The following is an 18,549-nucleotide window of genomic DNA, read 5'->3' on the forward strand; positions in this document are numbered from 1 at the left end:
CTTTCCGGAGCCGATCGTGACCCACCTTTCTTCTGCTTCCTCCGTATCGGAACCCCGCCGCTGGCTCGCCTTTGGTGTGATGGTGACAGCGCAGTTCATGTTCATCGTCGATGCGTTCATCGCCAATGTGGCGATCCCGAGCATCCGCACGAGCCTGCATGCCACGCCCGCGCAACTCGAGGCCGTGCTGGCGGTGTACCAGCTTGGCTATGCGATTCTGCTCATTACCGGCGGCCGTCTGGGCGATCTGTTCGGTCGCAGGCGCGTCTTCCTGCTGGGCCTCGTGGCCTTTACCGCCACCTCTGCCGGTTGCGGGCTGGCGGGCAGCGCGGCGGCGCTCATTGCATGGCGTTTCACGCAGGGCCTCTCCGCCGCGATGATGGTGCCGCAAGTGCTGGCGAGCGTGCAGGCGCTCTTTGCCGGCGCCGAGCGTGACCGGGCGCTGTCGATCTTCGGCCTGGTGATGGGCACGGGCGGCGCGGCCGGGTTGCTCGTAGGCGGCGCACTCACCAGCGCAGACATCGCCGGGTTGGGCTGGCGCTCGGCCTTCCTGATCAACGTGCCGGTCGGGCTGACCGCCGCGCTGCTCGGCTGGCGCTGGATTCCGCACCCGAGCGCCGACGCGGCAAAGGTGCATCTCGATACCGCTGGCGTGGCCTGGATGGCCGTCAGCGTGGCCGCCGTGCTGGTACCGCTGCTGTTCGGTCGCGAGCTGCACTGGCCGGTGTGGACGCTGGCACTGCTTGCCGTAGGCGTGCTGGGCATGGCGACGTTCCAGCAGCTTGAGGCCCGTGTCGACCGCGCTGGCGGTACGCCGCTGCTGCCGCCCACCTTGCTGCAGCATCGCGCGTTCATGACCGGCCTGACGGCATCGGCGCTGCACTACATCGGGATGATGGCCTTCTTCCTGGTGCTGACGCTGTATCTGCAAAACGGGCGGCAGCTGTCTGCGGTGCGCATGGGCGTTGCCATCCTGCCGCTGGCCATCACCTTTCTCATCACGTCGCGGGTGGCGAATGCGTTGGTGCGGCGCCATGGCATTCGCGCGCTGCTAGCAGGCCTCGGCCTGATGGCGCTGGGGCTGCTGACGCTGCTGTCGGGTTTCGGCACGGCGTGGGCGCACCCCGCCACGCCGAGCATGGCGCGCATCGGCATTGCGGTGGCGCTGTACGGCGCAGGGCAAGGCTTGGTCGTCGTCCCGCTCATCGGCCTGGTGCTGACCGGCGTGGCACGTACGCAGGCCGGCGCAGCGGCTGGGCTGCTGATTACGGCGCAGCAATTGGCGGGCGCCCTGGGCGTCGCCTGCATCGGCGGGCTGTATTTCACGTTTGCCGCAGGCGGCGGTGCCATCGGCATGGCGCACGGCACGATGGCGGGATGCATCGCCATGTTGGCGGCGCTCGGCGCGGCTGCGGTGGGTTTTGCGAGGCTCGGGGCGCAGCAACGGCAACTGGCCGCGGCCGGCGCGGCAAGCCCGGCCTGAGTTACACCACACGATTCGATACTCGGGCGCGCGACACAAGCGCGCCCGCGTGCATTGATCGGCCGCAGCGGACATTCCACACTCCCGCGCGATGCGCTTGGCATCGCTCGCCTTCCTTCCGCATGGCCACTGTTTCCCACCTTCGCACCGCGGCTTCGGCCCCGTCCGCCGCACCGTCGCTGGCTCGTCGCATCGTCGCGGAGGGGCTCGGCACAGCCCTGCTGATTGCGGTGGTGATCGGCACCGGCATCCACGCAAGCCGGCTCTCCGGCGGCGATGCCACGTGGACGCTGCTAGCGCAATCGCTGGCCGGTGGCGCCGGTCTGCTGGCGCTGCTGACGGTGTTCACGCCGGTGTCGGGTGCACATCTGAACCCGGCGGTCACCCTGTCGGCGTGGCTGCGGGGCGGTCTGCGTGGGCATGCGGCGCTGGCCTATCTGGCCGCACAAGTCGTGGGCGCCGCGCTGGGTGTGGCCGCTGCGCATGCCATGTTCGGCATGCCGGCGTGGGCGCCGGGCACGCATGCCGCAACCGGACCCGCCCTGTGGTGGAGCGAGGCTCTGGCAACGTTCGGATTGATTGGCGTGGGCATCGCCTGCGGCCGTCACGCGCCGAAGCAATTGCCGCTGGTGGTGGCCGCCTATATCGCGGCCGGATATTGGTTCACGGCGTCGTCATCGCTGGCCAACCCGGCGTTGGCCTTTGCCTGCGCGCTGACTGACGGCCCCTCCGGCATCCGCCCGGGGGATGTCCCGGGCTACATGCTCGCGCAACTGCTCGGCGCCATGCTGGCAACGCCGGTGTTCAATTGGCTGATGGGCGCGCAAGCATGGCCCGCGCAGGCATCCGACACGGGCATCGCCCCAACGCAAGCCGTGCCGATGCCCCGTCGGGCAGGCTGAACCGGGCGCTTAGCGCAGCGCCGTCAACCCGCTGTCGCGAACGTACTGAAAGAGATCCGTCTCGCGCACCAGCCCCAGCTTGCGCAGCGCCACGGTCTTTTGTGTGCTGACGGTCTTGATGCTCGAACCGAGCCTCAGCGCAATGTCCGACACGGCCATGCCGCGGGCATACATGCGAAGCACTTCGCGCTCCCGCACGCTCAGTCGCTCGGACACACTCCGTTCGTTGGAACCAAGGCCCGTGTCCTCCAGGATGCGCGGGCTGTCATAGCGCACGCCGCGCGCGCCGGCCATGACAGCGTGGCCGACATGAACGAGGTCGTCGTTCTTGCTCACAATGCCCGACACGCCGATTTGCCGCATGGCGCGCAGCAGGGCCGGGTTGTGAACCATCGTGCAGACGACGATGGCGCGCTTGGGATGCTTCTTGCGCAGGCGCCCCAGCAGTTGCATGCCATCGAAAGCGGGGTCGCCGCCCAGGTTGTAGTCGGTCACGATGACATTGCAGTCGGCGCGCAGAAGCATCTCCAGCAGCTCGCGTCCGTCGTGTGCCTGTGCGACGACACGCAGCTGCGGAAATTGCCCAAGGGCCACCGCCAGCCCCCGCAGAATCAACGGATGATCGTCTGCCGTCACGATCGAGAGGACAGAGGACATGCGCGCGCCGTCAGCTCAAGCGCATCGCCGGCCATGGCGTGTCGTGCTCGGCAAACAGCAGGGTGGGAGAAATCGGAGCCGTCATGGAAGGAGGGAAGGCCGCAGAGAGGAGCGGGTACCTTACTCACCTGATATGCCCGGCGGGGTCAGACTTTTCTTACTTTTGCAGGATGTAACCTTTCGGGGCAGAAGCTGTTTCTATCAGGGCTGCGAAAAACTGAATGGCCCTGCGGCATTCGCCCTCAAGCCGCCGCCTGCACGTGCGCCAGAAACGCCGTAACGGAGAGCGGCGCGGCCCACAGATACCCCTGGCCCGTGGCGCAGCCGAGCGCGCGCAGGGTCTGGCGCTGCGCATCGGTCTCCACGCCTTCGGCAATGCACTCGAGCTGCAGCGTGCGCGCCAGTTCGATCATCGTGCGGCAGATCACGCCGCGCTGACTGGTCTGATCCACCGCCGCCGTAAACGAACGATCGATCTTGAGAATGGTAAAGGGCAGGTCGGCCAGCAGCTTGAGCGTGGCAATGCCCACCCCAAAATCGTCGATGGCGAGCGGATGGCCCAGCAGGCGCAAGCGGTTCAGCGCGATGGTGAGCTGCGCGGCATCCGGCACGGGCGAATCCTCCGTCAGCTCGATCGCGATGGCCGCGGGCGCAATGCGTGCCTCGCGCACGATGGCTTCGATGCGGTCGATGGTGCCGGCCCGGCTCAGCGTCTGCGCAGACGCATTCACCCCGATCGAAACCGGATGCGCATGCGCAGCCAGCGCGTGCTGCACGCGTACGCAATGCTCCAGCACGTGGAAGAACAGGCCATCGGCTAGCCCGAGCGCTTCCAGGCGCGGCACGAACGCGGCGGGCGACACACGCCCGTGCACGGGGTGCATCCAGCGGCAGAGCGCCTCGGCGCCCGCAATCTGATTGCTGGCCAGATCGTGCTGCGGTTGAAAGACGACTTCGATCTGCTCGGGCGTTTCGTGGATCAGCGCGGCCAGTTCATCATCGGAAAACTGCGGCAGGCCCACGGTTGCAGCGGGCGCCCGGTCCAGCTCGCGCGCGGCGGCTTCTTCGAGCAACGGCAGCACGTGCGCCGGGCGCAGCGGCTTTTGCACGCCGTGCGTGCGCGTCAGCCCGATCGCATCGGCCAGGCTGACGTGCGACTCCACGATCGGCGCATCCATCGCGCTGACCCACGCCCACACGGGCGCCTGTCGCGGAAAAACGCGGCCGCCGCGCAGGTGCATCTGCTCCATCAGTTCGGGGCCGTTCATGCCAGGCATGTCGATGTCGCACAGCACGAGATCGACGTGGCAGAGCTGGAGGAGGTAGAGCGCCTCGCGGCCGTCGCAAGCGGTCAGGATCTGCTGCACGCCCAGCGTATGGAGCAGTTGCCGGGCGGCAGCCCGTTGCACGGGGTGGTCGTCCACCACCAGCACGGCGAGTTGCGCGAAACCTTCCATCGGCCAGTCCTTGTTGTTGTGGGTATCGGGGCGAAGCGCATTGTGTCTGCGCGGTGTGACGCCACCGTCAGCCGCCATTGAAGCACCGCGCGGAGGCCTTGTCAGGCGCAGTCGATGCACGGAGCCGGAAAAAACAAAGCCCGCGCAGCTTTTCAACTGCGCGGGCCTTGAGCGATTCCCCCAACCTTTTGAGCTTCCGACGCCGGTGTCGGCGGCGTCGGGATGGAAGAAATCGTGCCCGAAAAAAATGAAGCCCGCAACAGGGGCGGGCTCAAAAGGGGGGGAGTGCTCTCTAAAGAGAGAGCAAGGTGAAGTTTAGTGGAGGGGGTGCAGTCAGACTGTCCGGGGTTCGCCGAAACCCTTGTAGGACAAAAACTGACGCAATTTCGCGATGTTAGCTGCACAAAGCACACCGTTGCGCGCACATTCGCCGCGACAACGTGATGCAGGCAACGCTTTAGGCGGACACCGCTCTGACGCGCTTTAGCGATCGAAGCGTGGCTCGAAGCGCCCGCCTGAAAAATCTGCGCTCGTTGCTATCGGGCAACGCACCCCGGAGCAAGACGCCGAAAAGATGAGAATTCAGAGTAGCCAGAACCGGCTGAGATGCAAGGCGGCCAAAAGAACAACGAAAGCCGCGCGCCAAAGAAAAAAGCCCGAGCACCAGGTGCTCGGGCCACAATCCACCAAGGAGGGTGGAGGAGACAGTTCCTACTATAGCGAATCGTTTGCTGCGTTGCAATAAGGTAGAACTACTTAATGTAACGAGAAGCTACAAGCGTTGCCGGCGCGCCACGTGTGACGAAAACGATTGCAAGCGTCAAACGATGATGCAACGCAACAAAGCACGTGGCGCACCGAAAGCTCACGTCAAGCTCGCGGTGCGCCACGGTTCAATTTCGGGCTGATCGGCGAAAGTAACTGCTGACTTAGCAGCTCAACTTAAAACGCCGGCAGGATCGCACCCTTGAACTGCGTGTCGATGAACTTGCGCACATCTTCCGATTGGTAGGCGCGCACCAGCGTCTTCACCCACGGCTGGTTCTTGTCTTTTTCACGCACGGCGATCAGGTTGGCGTACGGCCCCTGGCGATCTTCCAGTGCGATGGCGTCCTTGGTCGGCGTCAGGCCGTTCTTGACCGCGTAGTCGGTGTTGATCGAAGCGGCGTCCAGGTCATCCAGCGAGCGCGGCAGCTGCGCCGAATCCAGCTCGATCAGCTTGATCTTCTTCGGGTTCTCGACCACGTCGCGCGGGGTGGCGTTGTTGCCGTTCGTGCCGGCACCCGCCTTCAGCTTGATCACGCCGGCCTTCTGCAGCAGCAGCAGCGCGCGGTTGCCGTTGGACGGATCGTTCTGGATGCCGACCTTGGCGCCTTCCTTGAGCTGCGCCAGCGACTTGACCTTCTTCGAGTAGAAGCCCATCGGCGCCACGTAGGTCAGGCCCACGTTGACGATCTTGTAATGGCGCGCCTGGATCTGGCTGTCGAGGAAGGGCTGATGCTGGAAGCCGTTGGCGTCCAGGTCGCCCGAATCGAGCGCGGGGTTGGGCTGGGCGTAGTCGTTGAACTCGATGATCTTGACGTCCAGGCCGTCCTTCTTGGCGACCTTCTGAACGACTTCCCAGATTTGCGCATCGGGGCCGCTCATGGTGCCGAGCTTGATCTGCTTGGTGTCGGCGTTGGCGGCGGTGGCGACGGCAAAGGCAATGGCCGGTACGGCCACGCGCGCAAGGCGGGAGAACAGAGACATGGAGAAACCTCGTGGATCTTGTCGTGAATGAAATCCGCCCGCGGGTAGCGGGCGTGTGACGAGATCCTGTCATAGCGGCCCACGTAACCGAACGACTTTTTCGGCATGTCCATATGCCCTGCAACGGTGCAGCCGGGCTAGGCGATGGGCTCGGCGTCTTCCACAGGCGGCGGCTCGGCGGCGGGCAGGGCGACGACGAAGCATGCACCGCCATCGGCCGGCGCCTCCACCCAGATGCGGCCGTGATGCGCACTGACGATCGCCTCGCACACCGCCAGGCCCAGGCCGACGCCGGTGGTGGCCGATTCCTTTTCGCCGCGCGTGAACTTCTCGAAGATGGTGCGCACCGAACCGGCGGGCACACCCGGCCCGTGGTCGCGCACACGCAGGCGCAGTTCGTTGCCGTGCGCTTCGTCGCGGACGAGTTCGCCCGAGACGCGGACTTCGGTGCCGGCCGGCGCAAACTTGCCCGCGTTCTCCAGCAGGTTCGACAGCACGCGCTCCATCAACGGCCCATCGCAGCGGATGAGCGGCAGCGCCGAAAGGTGATCCACCACCACACGATGATCGGGCAGCGGGTTCGCCTGCAGCGCGGCGCCCACCAGCTCCTCGATCGATTGCCACTCGAGCCGCAGCTTGACGTCCTGGTTCTGCAGGCGCGCCATGTCGAGCAGGTTGGTGACCATGGTGCGCATGCGCTGCGCCTGCTGGCCGATGGCGGCTGCAGCTTCGGCCTGCAGCGCGGGCAAGGGCGGCTGCGCGCGCAGCAGCGTCTCGGCCATCCCCACCAGGCCCGTGAGCGGCGTGCGCAAGTCGTGCGACACGGCGGCCAGCAGCGAATTGCGCAACCGCTCCGATTCAATCCGCACCAGCGCATCGCGGGCCACTTCCACGTAATGCACACGCTCGATGGCGATGGCGATGAGCGTGGCGCAGGCGTCGATCTGGCGGCGGTTGTCGGGCTGGGCGAGCACCTGGAAGGTTTCGGGCTCCACGGCGAGCACACCGCGAATCGCCATCGGCGCCTTCAAGGGCAGATACAGCACCGAGCCCGACGGCAGCGTATGCGTGCCCGTACCGGCAGGCTGGCCATGCTGATACGTCCAATCGGCCAGCACGCGGTCGAGGTTGGGCATGCCGGACGGCGCATCGGTGCTGCCTTCCGGCTTGGCAATCTGCGGTGCGCCCAGCCGCCCATCGAGCCCGACGAAGAAGAACGCACAGCGCCCGCCAAACGTTGCGTTGACGAAGCGCCCGCCGATGCTGACGATCTGGTCCAGCGTGAGCGCGGCGGACAACTCCCGCGCGGCCTCATACAGCGCATGCGCCGACGCCTCGCGCTGCACCGCCACCTCGGCCTGTTCACGCAGGCCGGCCGTCAACTGGCCCACCAGCATGCCCACGGCCAGCATCACCCCAAAGGTCAGCAGGTACTGCACGTCGCTCACGGCAAAGGAAAAGCGTGGCGGCACGAAGAAGAAATCGAACAGCGCCACCGACAGCACCGACGCCAGCGCTGCGGGCCCGCGCCCATGGCGCATCGCCACCGCCACCACGGCCGCCAGGAACAGCATGACGATGTTGGCCAGATCGAACACCGGCCGCACGAGGCTGGACAGCGCCGTCGCCACGCCCACATACACGCACGCGGCCACGTACGCCGGCTTGAGCCAACCGGCCTGTGCATCGGCCGCACGCTGCGCCTCGCTGCGCACGTCGGCACGGCCAATGTCTGCTGCGCGCGGCGGCAGCTGGATATGCGCTGGGTCCGCCGCCGCGCGGATCACGTCGACCTCGGGGCAGTGCCGTGCCAACGCTTCGGCAAAGTCGCCGCTCGGCAGCCGGCGCTCCAGCCCGATCGCCAGCCGCAGCGCAACCACGATGGCCCGCGCCGATCGCCAGCGCTTCTCCGGCGGCCGCCCGATCACCGCCTTGGTGATGTTGTGGCGGCGGATATAACCGGTGATCGCCTCGACGGCGTTGGTGCCAGCCAGCGTCTCCACCTTGGCACCGGCGTCTTCGGCCAGCTTGAGCAGGGCATGCAAGCGCTCGGTGCGCGCATCGGCGGCGCGCAGATGCGGCATCACCACGGCCACGGCATGCCAGTCGCATTCCAGCTGCGCGGCCAGCCGCGCGGCGCTGCGGATGACCTGCTCGCCATCGCCCTGTGGGTCCAGGCACGCGACGACGGTTTCGCGCGTGCGCCAGACGTTTTCAATGCGACGCGCGCGGCGATAGGCCTGCACGTCATCGTCGACGCGATCGGCGGTGCGGCGCAGGGCGAGTTCGCGCAGCGCGATGAGGTTGCCCTTGCGGAAAAAATTGCGCGCCGCGTGTTGCGCCTGCTCGGGCATGTAGACCTTGCCCTCGGCCAGTCGGCGCAGCAGTTCATCGGCGGGCAGGTCGACGAGGATGACTTCGTTGGCCGCATCGAACACCGCATCCGGCACGGTTTCCCACACGCGGATGCCGGTGATGCTGCCGACCGCCTCGTTCAGGCTGTCGAGATGCTGGACGTTGACGGTGGTCCAGACGTCGATGCCGGCGGCAAGCAGGTCTTCAATGTCCTGCCAGCGCTTGGGGTGGCGCGAGCCTGCCACGTTGGAGTGGGCAAGCTCGTCGACGAGGATCAGCGCCGGCCGGCGCGCCAGTGCGGCATCCAGATCGAATTCGGGCAACGTGCGGCCCTTGTATTCGACTTGGCGGGTGGGAAGGTGCTCAAGGTCTGCGACCAGCGCGGCGGTTTCGGCGCGGCCGTGGGTTTCGACCAGGCCGATGATGGCGTCGATGCCGGCGGCGCGGGCGGCCTTTGCTGCGGCCAGCATCGCGTAGGTTTTGCCTACACCGGCCGAGGCGCCGAAATAGATGCGGAGTTTGCCGCGGGCGGACTGCTCTTGGTCGGATTGGAGTTCGGCTAGGAGTTGGTCGGGGTTCGGGCGCGCGGCTTCTTGCATGTTGCGTATTTTGGGTGTTTTTTTGTTGTGGGTGCATCCCCTGTTTCATCCCCTGCCGGGGCTGACTCACTTTCTTTGGTCTTGCCCAAAGAAAGTAAGCAAAGAAAGGCGCGCCCGAGATGGCGAAAGATTCCTTGAATTTATGTCGCAGGGAGGGGAAGGGAAAAACTCGCTTCGCTCAGACAGTTTCCCTTCCTTTTTCCTCCCTGCAACAGAAATTCAAGGCGCCATCTAGGGCAGGGTACGGCCACACCATCGGAGCACAGGCGCAGTGGTGGATGCGCAGCAAGGGGCAAGGCAAAGCAGTAAGACCGGGTGGAGACCGCGAGTGAAGCGAAGCAGCACACCGCAACAAACGAAATGCCGACAGGGCCCGCACACCACTGGTTTGGCCTTTGACGTTCCTGCCCTTGATGGCGCCTTGAATTTCTGTAAGCGGGCGGATAAAGGAAGGAGGCCTGTCTGAGCGAAGCGAGTTTGCCTCCTTCCCCGCACGGTTACAGAAATTCAAGGAGGGGGTCGCCATCTCGGGCGCGCCTTTCTTTTGCTTACTTTTCTTTGGCAAGACAAAGAAAAGTGAGTCGGTCCCGGCAGGGAACGAAAGGAGGGTGGACCACCAACATCAAAAACCAGCAGTCCACAAAACCCCAACCCCTCACTTCAACCCATCCAACGCCAAATTCAGTTCCAACACATTCACCGTAGGCTCGCCAAACACCCCAAGCACCGGCCCCTTGGTGTTCTCAGCCACAGCCTTCTTCACCAGGTCAGCCGAGAGATGCCGCGCACGCGCAACACGCTCCACCTGATACGCCGCAGCAGCAGGACTAATCTCCGGGTCCAGCCCACTCGCAGAGGCCGTCACAAGATCAGCAGGAATCGGCGCACTGTTCGTCGGGTCCGCTTCCTTGAGCGCCGCAATGCGGGCCTTGGCCGCTTCCGTCAACGCCGGGTTGCTAGGCCCAAGGTTGGAGCCACCCGAAGCCTGCGCGTTATACGGATTGGGCGCAGTCGCCGAGATCCGCCCCCAGAAATACTCCGGGGTGTCAAAGTTCTGCCCGATCAACGAAGACCCGACAGCCTTGCCGCCACGCTCGATGATCGAGCCCCCGGCCTGCGCCGGAAACAGCGCCTTGCCGACGCCCGTCACCACCACCGGATACAGCACCCCGGTAATGAGCGACAGCCCGACGAATACCACCAGCGCCGCACGCAGCAGCCCACCTTGTTGCGGCACATCGGCCTGAACAGGTTGACGCGCTTGAGTTGTGGTTGCCATGAATGCACTCCTTCCTTAAACCCAGCCCATTGCGGCCAGGAACATGTCGATGATCTTGATGCCCGGGAAGGGCAGCAGCAGGCCGCCCAGGCCGTAGATCAAGAGATTGCGGCGCAGCAGCGCGGCGGCTCCCAGCGCGCGGTACTTCACGCCCTTGAGCGCCAGCGGGATCAGGAACACGATGATCAGCGCGTTGAAGATCACGGCGCTCATCACGGCTGATGCCGGCGTTGCCAGGTGCATCACGTTCAGCGCGGCGAGCTGCGGATACGTCGTCGCGAACGCGGCCGGGATGATGGCGAAGTACTTCGCCACATCGTTGGCGATCGAGAACGTGGTGAGCGAGCCGCGCGTCATCAGCATCTGCTTGCCGATCTCGACAATCTGGATCAACTTGGTCGGGCTGGAATCCAGGTCGACCATGTTGCCGGCCTCCTTGGCGGCCTGCGTGCCGCTGTTCATGGCGACGGCCACGTCGGCCTGTGCCAGGGCGGGCGCATCGTTGGTGCCGTCACCGGTCATGGCAACGAGGCGGCCCTGCGCCTGCTGTTCGCGGATCAGCGCCAGCTTGGTCTCGGGCGTGGCTTCGGCAATGAAGTCGTCGACGCCGGCTTCAGCGGCGATGGACGCGGCGGTCAGGCGGTTGTCGCCGGTGATCATCACCGTCTTGATGCCCATCTGGCGCAGCTCGGCAAAGCGCTCGCGGATGCCGGCCTTCACAATGTCCTTCAGCTCCACCACGCCGAGCACGCGGTCGTTGTCGGACACCACCAGCGGCGTACCGCCCGCGCGTGCCACGTCATCCACAGCCGTCGACACGGCATCGGGAAACTTGCCGGCCAGCAGCGTCACATGCGTGCGAATCGCATCGGCCGCGCCCTTGCGGATCTGACGGGCGTCGCCTGCATACGAGACGTTGATGCCGCTCATGCGTGTTTGCGCAGAGAAGGCAACGTACACGGGCTGGGTCTTCGCCAACGCGGCTTCATCGATGGACGCCTCGCCCAGGTTGCGTGCCAGCGTGACGATGCTGCGGCCTTCCGGCGTTTCGTCAGCCAGCGACGACAGCCATGCCGCCTCGGCCAACTGCTTGGCCGTCACGCCCGGCGCAGGAATGAAGCGCGAAGCCTGACGGTTGCCGTGCGTGATCGTGCCGGTCTTGTCGAGCAGCAGCACATCCACATCACCAGCCGCCTCCACGGCGCGGCCGGAGGTGGCGATCACGTTCGCCTGCATCATGCGGCTCATGCCCGCCACGCCAATGGCGGAGAGCAGCCCGCCGATGGTGGTCGGGATCAGACACACCAGCAGCGCGACGAGGACGGTAATCGTGATCGGCGAACCGGCCTTCATCGCGTCCACCGAGAAGATCGAGTACGGCAGCAGCGTGACGGTCGCCAGCATCAGGATGATGGTCAGGCTCACCAGCAGAATCGTCAGCGCCAGCTCGTTCGGCGTCTTCTGGCGCTTGGCGCCTTCCACCATCGAGATCATCCGATCGAGGAAGCTCTCGCCGGGGTTGGCGGTGATGCGCACGATGATCCAGTCCGACAGCACGCGCGTGCCGCCCGTCACGGACGAGAAATCCCCGCCCGATTCGCGGATGACCGGTGCCGATTCGCCCGTGATGGCGCTTTCGTCCACCGAGGCCACGCCTTCGATGACCTCGCCGTCGCCGGGCACCATGTCGCCGGCTTCGATGAGCACGATGTCGCCACGGCGCAGCGCGGTGGCGGCGCGTGCTTCCACACGGTCACGGCGGCCTGCATCTGCCAGCACCTTGGCCTGCACCGTGGTCTTGATGCCGCGCAGCGATGCGGCCTGCTGCTTGCTGCGGCCCTCGGCCAGCGCTTCGGCAAAGTTGGCGAACAACACCGTGAACCACAGCCACACCGACACGGCGAGGATGAAGCCCGCCGGCGCTTCGGCCTGGCCGCGCAGCGCCATCCCCCACAGGATCGTGGTGAGGATGCTGCCGACGTAGACGACAAACATCACCGGGTTCTTGGCCTGCGCGCGCGGCGACAGCTTGCGGAAGCTATCGACAATGGCGGGCTTGACCAGCGCCGACGAGAACATCGACAGCTTGCGCACATCCTTGGCGGACAGCGTGGTGTGCGTCGTATGCGTGCTGCGTGCCTGCGGCTCGGCCGCTGCAGCAGTACCAGTACCGGCGCTCGGCTCAAGCTTGTGCTTGACCGTACGCACAACCGGTTCGGATTCGGGATAACGGATAGCCATAAGGCACCTGTTGATATTGAGTGGACTACGCGCCGTGGAACCTGCTCATGGTCCGTAGCGAGCGGCCCGAGGTTGGCGCGAGAAGCGCAGCCGTACAGGTGTACGGCGAGCATCGCAGGGCCAAGATCGGGACGCGCAGTAGGAACATGGGCAGGTTCTTAGCGGGCGAGGTGTTCTGCAATCGGGCCCAGTGCGAGCGCCGGGATGTACGTGAGCGCGCCCACCAGCAGCACCGAGCCGATCAGCAGCACCACAAACAGCGGCCCATGCGTGGGCAGCGTGCCGGCCGTCACGGGCAGGCGCTTCTTGGCGGCAAACGTGCCTGCCATCGCCAGCACCGGCACGATGATCCAGAAGCGGCCCAGCCACATCGCAATGCCCAGCGCGATGTTGTAGAACGGCGTGTTGGCAGACAGGCCCGCAAACGCGCTGCCGTTGTTGTTGGCCGCCGATGAGAAGGCGTACAGCACTTCAGAGAAGCCGTGCGTGCCCGGGTTGAAGATGCCGGCCTTGCCCTGCGTGACGACCACGGCGATGGCCGTGCCCACCAGCACCAGCAGCGGCGTGACGAGGATGGCGATTGACGTCATCTTCATCTCGAACACCTCGATCTTCTTGCCGAGGTATTCCGGCGTACGGCCGATCATCAGGCCCGCAATGAACACGGCCAGGATGGCGTACACCAGCATGCCGTACAGGCCCGAGCCCACACCGCCAAACACCACTTCGCCCAGCTGCATCAGGAACATCGGCACGAAGCCGCCCAGCGCGGTCAGCGAGTCATGCATGGCATTCACCGCCCCGCACGACGCCGCCGTGGTGATGGTGGCAAACAGCGACGAGGCCACGATGCCGAAGCGCGTTTCCTTGCCTTCCATGTTGCCCATGGCCTGGTCGATGCCGAGGTTCGCAAGCATCGGGTTGGCATGCAGCTCAGCCCATGCCAGGAAGACGGCGAGCACGGCAAACAGCACCGTCATCGCCGCAAGCACGGCCCAGCCTTGCCGGCCATCGCCCACCATGCCGCCAAACGTAAAGCACAGCGCCGCCGGGATGATGAAGATCGCCAGCATCTGCACGAAGTTGGTCAGCGCGTTGGGGTTCTCGTACGGGTGTGCGGAGTTGGCGTTGAAGAAACCGCCACCGTTCGTGCCGAGCATCTTGATCGCCTCTTGCGACGCGACCGGGCCCATCGGCAGGGTCTGCGTTTGCGTGGTGGCTTTCTCGGTGACGGGGTTGCCTTGTGCGTCCTTGAGCGGCTGGCCGCTGGCGTCCATCTTCGGGTTGTCGTACGTGGTGGCGGTGACGGTGGTCACCTCCTTGTAGCCATCGAAGTTCTGGATCACGCCCTGGCTCACGAAGAACACCGACACCAGAATCGACAGCGGCAGCAGCACGTAGACCGTGGCGCGCGTGAAGTCGACCCAGAAGTTGCCGATGGTGTTGGCCGAGTGGCGCGCAAAGCCGCGGATGAGCGCAATCACCACCGCAATGCCGGTCGCCGCAGACAGGAAGTTCTGCACCGCCAGGCCGAGCATCTGCGTGAGATAGCTCATCGTGCTTTCGCCCGAATAGCCTTGCCAGTTGGTGTTGCTCACAAAGCTGATGGCCGTGTTGAAGGACGAATCCGGCGTGATGGCACCAAAGCCCTGCGGGTTGAGCGGCAGCCACTGCTGCACGCGCTGCAGCGCATAGACCGCCAGCGCGCCCAGCACGTTGACGACGATGACAGCCAGCGCATAGCGCTTCCAGCCCATCTCGGCCTGCGGGTTGACGCCGGCCACGCGATAGAACAGCCGCTCGACGGGGCCGAGCCAGTGCGCGCGCGAAGGCTTGTCACCAAACACGCCGGTCATATACGCGCCCAGCGGTTTGGCCAGAACCAGCAGCACAACCAGGTAGATCGCCAGCTGGAGGAGGAACGCATTCATGGTGTGCCTCGCAGTGTTGTTAGAAGCGTTCGGGCCACAAGAGGGCCACAAACAGATAAACCAGCAAGGCCACCGTGATGGCCCCGGACAGCACATAGAGCCAGGTCATTGCTGTTTCTCCATCGCGTGCGTGGTCGGTTGGTCTTTGGTGGCAAGCCGGCCGGAGAGGGCGAGCAAGCCGCCCACTGCCAGGGCCAGCACCGCAAGGCCGGCGAGATAAACGAGGTCCATATGCGCTCCCCTTTCCTTCAGGTCGTGTTGGTCAGAACGTCTTGGTCACCGCCAGCAGCGCGGTGGCCTTGCCCATGTAGTTGCCGCGCGTGTTGGTGTACGCGGCGCGCGCAGCGTTGGTGTCGATGTACGCAAGCGATGCCGTCCAACCGCTGCCGAAGTCCTTCGTCACGCCCACCTTCCAGTCGGCATACGACGTGCGCACCACCTGATGCGGCACCTGCTGGTAGCCCACGTGCAGGTTCAGCGTAAGGCCCCAGAAACCGGTGTCGAAGTTGCCCGACAGATCGAAGTACTGGCTGTGGTGGCTATCCGCAAAACCGAACAGGTTGGAAAACGCGTGCGAGTACTTGAACGAGACCGGCCCGTAGCCGATCTGTGCATAACCTTCGGTGGTGTGCGGGCGGGTGTAGCCGTCGGGGTAGCTGCCCGGGTAGTAGTACTGCAGCACGCCCACATCAATGGGCACGTCCTTCATCAGCTCGGTCTTGTAGCCGCCGTAGAAATCCATCTCGATGGGCGCGGAGACGTTGGGGTTGGAATCCCCCAGCCAACTGATCGACGAGTTCCAGTTGCCCACGTAGAAGCCGTTGGGCAGCGCGTAATCCACACCGCCCTGGATGGCCGGTTTGTTGTTGGTCTGCATGAGACCGCGATAGCGATATTGGCTGGCCAGCGTGACGTTGGCCGTCAACGGGCTGGCAGGGGCAGCGGCGGGGGCCGGCGCAGCGTCAGTGGACTGCGCAAAAGCGGCCGCGCTCGACAGTGCTGCGGCACAGAAGACAACGCCACCCATGACGGTGGCGTGCAAAGAAACCTTGGCTTGCATGGACCTTTCCCTTGTTGTTTTAGGTGCCGCCCGGCCCGTCGCAGGTGCGCGTCAACTGGGGCCGGATGCGGCGTGCAGGCAGGCTCCCGTCACAGGGCCTGCGTGCAGTGCAACAGTAGGGAAAGGGGGGTAAAAACGGGGTAAAGGTTGGGGGGAGGGGTGTAAACGGGGTGTAAAAATCCATCGTCTCGCTGAGACCCTCGCTAGCACCCCAATTTCACAGGCTGCGATTCGAGTCGCGGACTATAGCTTTTGGATGATTTTCTATTTCTTAGGTGTTAGAGCTAATATCCCTCTGCCAAGCTGGCGCACACATCCATATCGGGAGGGGTTATGACAAGCGGGTCTGCTCGGGTCAAGTTCTCTTTTTCGGAAGGACTCTTGGAAGTGGAAGGTTCCGAGGGTTTCGTTGCAGCCCAACTGCAAAAACTCGAACCTATTCTCGAAAAATATCTAAGCCAGCCGGCACCTAACAATCAGAAACCAAACGGCCGCGATACGACACCAAAAAATGCGCAGAACGACATTAATGGCGGGCTTTCTGATTACGAAAACCTATTTGCCTTGGCTGATGGAAAGATTCAAATCCTTAAAGATATCCCAGGCGGCAACAAATCGAGCAAGACGGTAAATGTAGCGTTGCTACTTGGTTTCGCCAATCAGCTACAGGGTATTAATTCCGTCGGTTATTCAACCATCCGAGATTTGTGTGCGGCACACGCATGCCTAGATAGCACGAATTTCTCCAAGTCACTTAAGGACCAAAAAGAACTGTTCCTCATTTCTGGCTCTTCCGGAAGCCAAAGCGTGACACTTACGGCTCCGGGGAAACGAAAAGCATCTGATCTTGCGAACTCCCTCAGATCATGAATGTAGACGCCATCCTGAAATCGAGATACCCGAACGACGTAGTAAGAGTAATCATCGACGCCTACCGAGAAATCGAAGGCAACTACATTTTGGGGAAGTGGAAAGCGAGCGAGCTTGATGCTGGCCACTTTGTGGAAGGTGTTCGTCGTGCCCTGGAGTCTGAGCTGTTTGGATCGTTCACCCCGATCGGCGTCGATATGCCAAAGTTCCACGACGGTGAACTCAAGAAATATGAGCAAGCAACCGGCGATGAGTCGTTTCGGATCTTGATTCCCCGTGCCCTGAAAGCAGTCTTCAACATCCGGAACAAGCGTGGCGTCGGTCACGTGGGCGCCATCTCCCCCAACGAGATGGACGCCACCTACATCCTTTATACCGCCAAATGGGTTCTAGCCGAGCTAGTTCGCCTTGCTTCTGGCACAGACCCAGCCTCCGCCCAAAAAACAATTGACTCAATTGTCGAACGTCGCTTGAGCTTGATCTGGAAGCATGGCGACATAACAAGAGTCTTGAAGACCGATCTCACGACAAGAGAGCAACTACTTGTACTTCTCTATGACAAGAGTCCACAAAAGGAGAGTGCGCTAAAAATTTCAACTGAATACAAGAATCTAAGTAACTTCAGAAGAATCCTTAAGCGGCTGCACGCGGACCGACTCATAGAGTATGTAACTGGGGAAACCGCCACCCTCACTCCAGCCGGCATAGCAGAGGCCGAGCTAGCTCTGACCAAGGCCAGCAAAAAGGGCTTACCTCAAAAGCGTAGCTCCCGCCGCAGAGTTCGATGAACCGCTAACTGATTGGCGTGGGTATAGGGTAAAAAAGAGAAAAAGCCACCCTAAGGTGGCTTTTTCCCTCCCAAGCTACTGCAGCTAGTCCACTCGCTCGCTAGTCAATTCGTCCTCCTTCCTCCGCGGCGACTTAGCAAACCGCGCCGACAACGCCTTACGCGCCGCATCCAACCCTTCGCCCTTGCCGGCCACCTTGAGGAAGGCATACCCCTCCAGCACAGCATTCATGACATCGCTGCCTAGTGCGAGCTGCGAGTCGGCCATCCGTTCTTGGATGCGATTCACACGCACCAAGCGGCTGCGGAGCAAATCGAACGCCGCCAAGTCGCGGCGGACTTCTGCAAGGTTGAAGTTGGCAGGCAGCACGTTGGGGTTGTTACCCAGTACCTCCACCGCCGTGCGGGCGAACGCTTCGGACTTGTCGCCCATTTTGTTCAGAAACCGGCGCTGCTCGATCGACAGGTCAATCAAGCCAATGAGCTTGTCTTCGATCGTCTTGAGAGCGCCATCCACGGCGGCCAAATCTGCTGTGCTGAGTTGAAGCGAAATCAGGTTCTGCGACATTGCATTCCTTTTCTAGGGGTTGGCAACGTCATGCCGGGGGGCATGACCGCCGCAGATTGGACGCTGCTCCACCCAACAGCAATGGTCCGCCACGCCATTTCACAAATTGCCTGCGTCGATGGGGTTCTGAACTCCATCGATGCGGTTTGGAACGCCATGGCCCCGGGTTCGGAACGCCAAGTGTGAGGTTCTGAACCTCATCGTTGGGGTTCAGAACCCCATGCGTGAGGTGCCGAACCTCAACCGAGAGGTTCAGAACTTCATAGGGTCGCGTTCTGAACTCCACCTTCCGAGTTCAGAACGCCATGCATGAGGTCCGGAACCTCACGATTGCGGTTCCGAACCTGAAGGTTGCAGTTGCGAACCGCACCGTTGCGGTTGGGGACTCCATTGGCTGCAAATCGGACGCTGGAGCCGACCCCCATCGCTATAATTCCCCCGCTGCCGCGCCAACGGCAGCCGGGTGTAGCAGCCCGTCTCTTTCTCACAGGCCGGATAGCCGCTGCCACGCGGCTTTTTTCATCCGGAGCTTGTGCACGCCTATTGTTTTTACGGCGGGCCGGGCAGGGAGACCTTCGGGTCTGCCGGTTTCCTGTGAGGCCGGTCTGCTA

15 protein-coding genes are annotated in these 18,549 nt (G+C 63.6%); 4 read left to right on the forward strand and 11 right to left on the reverse strand.

What is annotated here, in order from left to right; all coding sequences use genetic code 11:
* Positions 1–16 precede the first annotated feature (16 nt).
* Together N511_RS0107715 and N511_RS0107720 are read left to right on the forward strand one after the other, a co-directional pair.
* On the forward strand, positions 17–1,483 hold the full coding sequence (locus N511_RS0107715; protein WP_027678769.1) for an MFS transporter: 1,467 nt from the start codon (positions 17–19) through the stop codon (positions 1,481–1,483).
* A 122-nt stretch (positions 1,484–1,605) separates the two neighbouring features.
* Positions 1,606–2,385 (forward strand): aquaporin, encoded by a 780-nt coding sequence (locus N511_RS0107720; protein ID WP_051530838.1) that lies wholly within the window; start codon positions 1,606–1,608, stop codon positions 2,383–2,385.
* 9 nt (positions 2,386–2,394) lie between these two features.
* On the opposite strand, the gene N511_RS0107725 is transcribed toward N511_RS0107720, so the two are convergent.
* From N511_RS0107725 to N511_RS0107770, 10 genes are all read right to left on the reverse strand, one after another.
* The gene (locus N511_RS0107725) at positions 2,395–3,042 is read right to left on the reverse strand and encodes a response regulator transcription factor (protein WP_027678771.1); all 648 of its coding nucleotides are present in this window, start codon (positions 3,040–3,042) and stop codon (positions 2,395–2,397) included.
* 242 nt (positions 3,043–3,284) lie between these two features.
* On the reverse strand, positions 3,285–4,499 hold the full coding sequence (locus N511_RS0107730) for an EAL domain-containing response regulator (protein WP_027678772.1): 1,215 nt from the start codon (positions 4,497–4,499) through the stop codon (positions 3,285–3,287).
* A 942-nt stretch (positions 4,500–5,441) separates the two neighbouring features.
* On the reverse strand, positions 5,442–6,248 hold the full coding sequence (locus tag N511_RS0107735) for a MetQ/NlpA family ABC transporter substrate-binding protein (RefSeq protein WP_027678773.1): 807 nt from the start codon (positions 6,246–6,248) through the stop codon (positions 5,442–5,444).
* Between the two features lie 137 nt (positions 6,249–6,385).
* Complete coding sequence (locus N511_RS0107740; protein ID WP_027678774.1) at positions 6,386–9,202, reverse strand: sensor histidine kinase; 2,817 nt, start codon at positions 9,200–9,202, stop codon at positions 6,386–6,388.
* A 655-nt stretch (positions 9,203–9,857) separates the two neighbouring features.
* A complete protein-coding gene (gene kdpC / locus N511_RS0107745) occupies positions 9,858–10,481 on the reverse strand; it encodes a potassium-transporting ATPase subunit KdpC (RefSeq protein ID WP_027678775.1) in 624 nt (207 codons plus the stop codon).
* 15 nt (positions 10,482–10,496) lie between these two features.
* Entirely contained in the window at positions 10,497–12,722 is a 2,226-nt protein-coding gene (gene kdpB / locus N511_RS0107750; protein ID WP_027678776.1) for a potassium-transporting ATPase subunit KdpB, read from the reverse strand.
* 158 nt (positions 12,723–12,880) lie between these two features.
* A complete protein-coding gene (kdpA, locus tag N511_RS0107755; RefSeq protein WP_027678777.1) occupies positions 12,881–14,653 on the reverse strand; it encodes a potassium-transporting ATPase subunit KdpA in 1,773 nt (590 codons plus the stop codon).
* 19 nt (positions 14,654–14,672) lie between these two features.
* Complete coding sequence (gene kdpF / locus N511_RS23810) at positions 14,673–14,762, reverse strand: K(+)-transporting ATPase subunit F (RefSeq protein ID WP_037026363.1); 90 nt, start codon at positions 14,760–14,762, stop codon at positions 14,673–14,675.
* Entirely contained in the window at positions 14,759–14,884 is a 126-nt protein-coding gene (locus N511_RS25570) for a hypothetical protein (RefSeq protein WP_004628489.1), read from the reverse strand. The genes kdpF and N511_RS25570 overlap by 4 nt, the downstream gene beginning before the upstream one ends.
* Positions 14,885–14,915: 31 nt before the next feature.
* Positions 14,916–15,713, reverse strand: a complete 798-nt coding sequence (locus N511_RS0107770) for a TorF family putative porin (RefSeq protein WP_027678778.1) — start codon at positions 15,711–15,713, stop codon at positions 14,916–14,918.
* Positions 15,714–16,094: 381 nt separating this feature from the next.
* On the opposite strand from N511_RS0107770, the gene N511_RS25205 reads away from it, so the two are divergent.
* Complete coding sequence (locus tag N511_RS25205; protein WP_155954024.1) at positions 16,095–16,583, forward strand: hypothetical protein; 489 nt, start codon at positions 16,095–16,097, stop codon at positions 16,581–16,583.
* Entirely contained in the window at positions 16,580–17,371 is a 792-nt protein-coding gene (locus N511_RS24545) for a hypothetical protein (protein ID WP_051530839.1), read from the forward strand. The genes N511_RS25205 and N511_RS24545 overlap by 4 nt, the downstream gene beginning before the upstream one ends.
* An 84-nt stretch (positions 17,372–17,455) precedes the next feature.
* Here the strand turns inward: N511_RS24545 and N511_RS0107780 are convergent, their stop codons facing one another.
* The gene (locus tag N511_RS0107780) at positions 17,456–17,938 is read right to left on the reverse strand and encodes a hypothetical protein (RefSeq protein WP_027678779.1); all 483 of its coding nucleotides are present in this window, start codon (positions 17,936–17,938) and stop codon (positions 17,456–17,458) included.
* Positions 17,939–18,549: the final 611 nt, after the last annotated feature.

The organism is Ralstonia sp. UNC404CL21Col (assembly GCF_000620465.1).
Taxonomy (GTDB): Bacteria; Pseudomonadota; Gammaproteobacteria; order Burkholderiales; family Burkholderiaceae; genus Ralstonia; species Ralstonia flatus.